Below are 6,480 nucleotides of genomic sequence, written 5' to 3' on the forward strand. Positions count from 1 at the left end.
GCCGGAAGCAGATTCCGGTCTGCCTTTTTCCGCTCCTTTCCTCATTTTGCAGAAACGTGCGGAGTCAGAGAAAGCACATATTAATTTCCATCTTGTGTTATAATCAGAGCAAATCTGAACGGCGTGATCGTTTCAATGCAACATAAGGAGTGGAAGAAGATGGCAGTGCGTACCATTCTCCCTTTCGGAGAGCCAATATTACGAAAAAAGTGCAAGCCAGTTACGGAAGTGAACGGACGAATACTGTCCTTGCTTGACGATTTGAAGGAGACGTTATATGCGGAAGAAGGCCGGGCCGGACTAGCAGCGCCGCAAATCGGCATCCTGCGTCAGGCGGTCGTCATGGACTGCGGCGACGGATACCGCGAGTTCATGAATCCGGAGCTGCTGCAGGCAGAAGGAGAACAGGACGGAATGGAGGCGTGTTTATCATTCCCGGGATATTACGGGAGGGTAAAGCGATACGATTACATTCAAGTTCGAAGTCTCGACCGCAGCGGCGAGACATTCACGCTGGAAGCGGAAGGGTATCTTGCCCGCTGCATCCAACACGAAATGGATCATTTGGATGGCGTCTTATTTGTAGATCGAGTAGTGGATGATTTCATCATTCACGAGGCGACGCATCAGCGTGTATCCTTGCTCGACGCATTACGAATTACAAATCGAAATGTGCAACGTATGTAATAATACCGCAATAATAGCGCATAATTGCAGAAGTCCTGCTTTCCCTTGGGGAGAGCAGGACTTTTTTGCATTTTTCTATAACTCCCATACTCCAAAACTCATACACACTTACACGTCTTTTACACACCGAAAGCCTATATTTCCGGTAGAGCTATCAGGGGTGTTTTTGCTCCGTGCACCCACGCGGTAACGGTTGCAATATGATTTGTGGCACAGATAGGAGCCGCCCTTCATGGTGCGTTCAGCACCGGCTTGGGGACCGCGTGGGTTGACAGCCGGACCGCGTTCCGCAGGATTGGCAGTAAACCAATCGGCGCACCACTCCCATACATTTCCTGACACGTTATACAGGCCGTAACCGTTCGATTGATACGTATTGACCGGAGCCGTACCGATATAGCCATCGCTGGCGTTGTTTTTAACCGGGAATTTGCCCTGCCAAATGTTGCAGCGGTGCTCTTCATCCGGTTTTAACAAGTCGCCCCAAGGATAACGCTTGCGCTCTAGTCCGCCCCTGGCTGCGAATTCCCACTCGCTTTCGGTCGGGAGCCGGAGCCCGGCCCAGTCGCAATAAGCGAGGGCATCGTTCCAAGATATGTGCACGACTGGGTGATTCATACGTACAGCAATCGAACTGTCCGGCCCTTCTGGCTGAAGCCAGAATGCGCCGTGGACGGCCAGCCACCATGGGGTGGATACAGGACTTCCGATGGCGGCCGCTGTCACGTTCTCCGAGGCGAGCAGGTGGAACACATATGACCAGTCGAACCGTTCCGCCTCAGTGACGTAGCCCGTCGCCGCGACGAAGCGGGCGAATTCTTCATTGGTGACGGCGTATGGTGAGATTGCGAATGCATCAACGGTCACTTGCCGCATAGGCCCTTCTCCGTCTGCCGGGAATGCCTCTGCATCCTCCGTCCCCATCCAGAACGCTCCGCCCTGCAGGCGGACGAAATGCTCGGTTGCAGGAGGCCGAACGATCGAATCTTCGGATGGCAGCAGACCCGCATCAGCGAGCAGGTTTCGGGCAGCTTCGGCCACTGCGCTCGAATGCGGACTGTCGGCATCGGAATTTGATTGATAGGAAGCATGTAATCCAGAGCAATCGACGACTGCCGTTTGCTTTGCTTCGGCCGCTTGCGGTTCCGCAGAGAAAGCCGCATTGCGTTGTGCTGCGCAGCATGCCTTCGGTTCCTCCGCTGTGGCGGAACGTTTCATATCGTTATCTATCTCGTTATCCATCATCATGGCCTCCTTATACTGCTGTGATGCGATCCAATATCATTAGGCCGGCCCCGATGGCCAGCGCTTCCTCTCCGTAGCTTCCCTTGCTGAAAACGACCTGATATTGCGGATAATGATATGTCTTACGAATGGCCGTCTGGGTAGCGGTGTAGAAAAACAGATCGTTGGAGCTCATGAGCGGACCGCCCAGTACGACCTTCTCGGGATGGAGGACATTCAACAAATTCGCGAGACCGATGCCGAAATAGGTGGCCGCTTGGGTTACCAGCTCCGTCACGAACGGATCGCGCCGCTGTAAAGCCTCCATAATGTGCGAGAACGTAACGGTCTCGGAACGTTCCGCCATTTGTTCCAGCAAGCTGCGACGTCCCATGCGGAGCCCCGCGTTCGCTTCCCGTTCCAGGGCATAGACGGTGGCATAAGAGTCTAAACAGCCAAAATTGCCACCGGCCAAACGATGTGGAACACCATCTGCTTGAATAATCATCGCGCCTAAGGCGCCTTCCATATCAACCGCACCGTATATTAGCTTGCCTTCAGACATCATAGCGGAGCGAAGCCCGATGCCTACATGGACGTAAAGCATATGCTGCACATTCAAGGAACGGTTCGCCCAGGCCTCTGCCCGTATGGCTGTATTCGCACCATTATCAAGCATGACCGGAAACTTCAGGCTTTCTTCCAGCTTGGAGACAATGGGCACGTTCTCCCAGCCTGGCGCTTGGAAATAACTCGGATGCAAAACGACGCCGTCAAACCGGTTCAAAGGTCCGACAGCGCCTATTCCCAAACCAAGTACTTCATTTGCTTTCAATTGATGCATGTCTAACCAAATTCGTATTTGTTCCGTTACGCGCGCCATCAAAGTATCTGGTGTCATATTTTGATTCATCGTCCATACGATCGACTCCAGCTTCATCCCTGCCATATCCAGCATAATAAGCCGGGAAGATGTACGCGAAATGTCTAAGCCGAAGGCATACCCGTATTCCGGACGCACGCGATATAATATCGGACGGCGTCCGCCAGTCGAGACGCCTAATCCGCTCTCTGTAATGAAGCCAAGCGCAACCAGCTCTTCCAGCACACGAGTAAGCGTGCTGACCGTGAGTCCGCTGTCTTGAAGCAGATCATGCTTTGAAATTTCATTGGTGCGGCGTATTTGTTGAAACACTTCCTTGCCCTTCAAGGAAGTTATGCGTTGTTCCAAAGTTTTATCCATATACGATAATCCCCGCTATTCCTGATAATAGGATGACGACAATCGGATGCATACGGAGCTTCATAAGCGCCAACATGGCACAGACAAAGATAATGACAGGAAGAAGCAATCCCCAGTTCCATCCGGATGCAAAGTCGGAGTGCATCGTCATGTTGACCGCCGCATAAGCGATTAAGGCGATGACTGCCGGCTTCATGCCGTCGAGTGCAGACTGCACCCAATGATTATCATACACGCGGTAGAAAATAGTGGCAACCAAGAACATGATGATAGCGGAAGGCAATATAATCCCGAGAGCCGTAATTAAGCTTCCGGCCCAGCCCGCGGCCATGTAGCCGACATAGACGGCGCTGTTCATCGCAATCGGACCTGGAGCCATGCCCGCAAGCGCAACAGCCTCCGTATACTGTTGACCAGTTAACCATTGATGTGACAGCGCCTCATGCTCGATGACGGGCAGCATTGCATAGCCGCCGCCGAATGAGACAAATCCCAGTTTGAAAAATGTCCAAAATAAGTCCCATAACATGCTGCATCCTTCTTTCTGCGTGAATACGGGAGTATCTTGCTGATTTTATCCCTGCGCTTGCTTTGATTGGTGTTGATGAGTTCCTAACTTTACATTTGAATCCGAAGGCTTGAAGATCTTGCCTCGGCGGTCATGCTTATGATTGCCGTGTTGAAACCATTCCATTGCGAGTCCGGCCGCGGAGCCGATAGCGAGCACGAGAATTGGATGAATGGGTGTCCACAGGAGCAGCGCCGTCGAAGTTAACGTGACGACCCACGCAAAGACGTTATGGAGCGATTGTCGGCCGAGTCGAACCGCCGCATAGACGATTAAGGCGATTACAGTTGGTTTAATACCGGTGAGCGCGGCTTGAACATAAGAATTATTCCGGAAGCCAGTTGCACCGGCACATAACAATAGCATGATTGCGATCGTGGGCAGCGCAATGCCAGTTACTGCAGCGATTAATCCGGGAATGCCTGCTATACGGAAGCCGACGAGCGCAGCGACGTTGACTCCGATTCCGCCGGGAGCAGCTCCAGATAATGCGGTAATCTCACTCATTTCATCAGCGTCAAGCCATTTGCGTTTTTCAGTCAGCTCGCGGTCGATCGCAGGTAATATTGCATAACCTCCCCCGAAGGTGGTTGGTCCGATTTTTAAGAAGATGGCAAACAATTGGAGCAGAAGGGTACGCTTCGGCACGTGTAGCGTGTTTGGTGCGTGTCGGTTCATTCGGTAATCATCCCTTCATGGAAAATGGAATCCTTTCAACACTAAGTATAACTTACTTTATTTCATTTTGGAATAAAGAAGTGCCTATCTTCATGAAAATGGAAGCTGAATACTTGTTGAAAGTGGGAGGTGCACAGTTTGTTATTTTATCCTTCACTCATATTGAAGGAATTGGGAAATCAATATTAGAAGCTTGCCATAACCCGAGTAGGAAGTTTGTTGTAACTTGGCCGATATATCATGAACATTTATGGTTTGGATGGGAGGCGAACTGTTAAATTGATAGTTGCGGCACACTTTTATTCATATTAGTATTAAGTTGTAGGAGAGAAGGGAAATGTTGCGATAATAAGTCAATACAAATTAAGGAGACTGACGATGACGCACACGAAAACCACTTCCAAACGCCCGAACGTACTGCTCATCACGGTTGATCAGATGCGATTCGATTGCTTAAGCATTGCAGGACATCCGATTGTAGAAACACCGAACCTGGACGAGCTTGCACGCACGGGCGTCCGCTTTGACCGCGCTTATTCGGCGACACCGACATGCGTTCCAGCGCGCGCAGCCATCTTTACTGGACAATCGCAGCGTTCTCATGGGCGTGTCGGTTACCGGGACTGTGTTCCGTGGAACTATGACACGACGTTGCCGGGTGAACTGGCGAAGGCAGGCTATCATACGCAGTGCGTGGGCAAGATGCATGTGTATCCTGCGCGCAATCTGCTTGGGTTCCATAATGTCGTCATGCACGATGGCTACTTGCACCATAATCGTTTTCGCCATAACGTGCCCGCACACGAGCATTTCGACCAGGTGGACGATTATTTAGTATGGTTAAGAGAGCGTGTGCCGGGAGCCGACTTGACCGATCTTGGCCTGGACTGCAATGCATCGACGGTTGCGCGTCCTTGGCATTTGCCGGAGATGCTTCACCCTACGAACTGGGTGGTGACACAGTCGATCGATTTTTTGCGCCGACGCGACCCGAGTAAGCCGTTCTTCCTTTGGATGTCGTTTGTGCGGCCTCATCCGCCGTTCGATCCGCCGCAAGCTTACTTGGATTTATATAAAGATATCGAAATTCCGGATCCCCCAGTCGGGGATTGGGCGGATGAAGAAGACCTGGCACAGGAAGGTCTCAATCCGGTCACATTCCGAGGCAATGTGCCGAAGCGGCGTTTGAAATATGCCATGGCTGCCTATTATGCGTTAATTACTCATTTAGATCACCAAATCGGTCGGTTCCTCCAGGTGTTGAACGAATACGGGGAACTAAACGAAACGATCATTGTGTTCACGTCGGATCACGGTGAACTGTTGGGAGATCATAATCTGTTCCGCAAGTCGCTGCCATATGAGGGCAGTACGAGGGTTCCGTTTATCGTCAACGATCCCGGCAACCGTCTCGGCTTGAAGCGAGGTACTGTGGCAGAAGAGATCGTGGAAATGCGCGATATTATGCCGACGCTGCTGGATGCTGCCGGTGTAGCAGTGCCTTCAAGCGTAGATGGAAAGAGCGTAATCGGTGTAGCACGTGGAGATAATACGGATTGGTGGCGTGATTATCTTCACGGGGAACAAGCCCAGGGCAATGCGTCGAACCACTGGGTGACGAATGGGAAGGAAAAGTACATTTGGTTCTCGCAGACGGGAGAAGAGCAGTATTTCAACTTGGAGCATGATCCGAACGAATTGCATAACGCCGTTAACGATGCAGACGCGCAGGAACGCGTGCTGCATTGGCGTCAAGTGCTCATCCGCGAGCTGGAAGGGCGGGAAGAAGGTTACAGTGATGGAGAGAAGCTCATCGTAGGCTGTAACCCGATTGCTTGTCTGTCTCATATATTGTGAAAAATATTGGTTGTAATTGGGGGGCACAATTGTGACTCCTTTTTTTATTTTGAGGAAGATGTTCCTCTCATCTGGTGCTTATAGCCACTCTCCCCTTTGCTCAGGTAAAAATTCATGAGCGTACTCAATGCTTAACCGCGTGATACGAAGGAGACATGAGTGTACCCCAATGCTTAACCGCGTGGTATGAAGGAGACATGAGTGTATCCCGATGCTCAACCGC

6 protein-coding genes are annotated in these 6,480 nt (G+C 51.3%); 2 read left to right on the plus strand and 4 right to left on the minus strand.

Annotation, left to right across the window (positions count from 1 at the left end; translation table 11 throughout):
- Positions 1-159: 159 nt before the first annotated feature.
- On the plus strand, positions 160-687 hold the full coding sequence (gene def, locus A372_RS0103100; protein WP_019419379.1) for a peptide deformylase: 528 nt from the start codon (positions 160-162) through the stop codon (positions 685-687).
- A 108-nt stretch (positions 688-795) separates the two neighbouring features.
- Here def and A372_RS0103105 read toward each other — a convergent pair whose 3' ends face one another.
- From A372_RS0103105 to A372_RS0103120, 4 genes are read right to left on the minus strand one after another with little or no spacing between them, the layout of a single operon-like run.
- Positions 796-1,929 (minus strand): formylglycine-generating enzyme family protein, encoded by a 1,134-nt coding sequence (locus tag A372_RS0103105; protein WP_019419380.1) that lies wholly within the window; start codon positions 1,927-1,929, stop codon positions 796-798.
- A 13-nt stretch (positions 1,930-1,942) separates the two neighbouring features.
- A complete protein-coding gene (locus A372_RS0103110) occupies positions 1,943-3,154 on the minus strand; it encodes an ROK family protein (RefSeq protein WP_019419381.1) in 1,212 nt (403 codons plus the stop codon).
- Positions 3,147-3,683 (minus strand): chromate transporter, encoded by a 537-nt coding sequence (locus A372_RS0103115; RefSeq protein WP_019419382.1) that lies wholly within the window; start codon positions 3,681-3,683, stop codon positions 3,147-3,149. The genes A372_RS0103110 and A372_RS0103115 overlap by 8 nt, the downstream gene beginning before the upstream one ends.
- A 45-nt stretch (positions 3,684-3,728) precedes the next feature.
- Positions 3,729-4,400, minus strand: a complete 672-nt coding sequence (locus A372_RS0103120; RefSeq protein WP_019419383.1) for a chromate transporter — start codon at positions 4,398-4,400, stop codon at positions 3,729-3,731.
- Between the two features lie 378 nt (positions 4,401-4,778).
- On the opposite strand from A372_RS0103120, the gene A372_RS0103125 reads away from it, so the two are divergent.
- Complete coding sequence (locus A372_RS0103125) at positions 4,779-6,257, plus strand: arylsulfatase (protein ID WP_019419384.1); 1,479 nt, start codon at positions 4,779-4,781, stop codon at positions 6,255-6,257.
- Positions 6,258-6,480 lie beyond the last annotated feature (223 nt).

This window comes from Paenibacillus sp. OSY-SE (assembly GCF_000283315.1).
Lineage (GTDB): Bacteria > Bacillota > Bacilli > Paenibacillales > Paenibacillaceae > Paenibacillus_B > Paenibacillus_B profundus.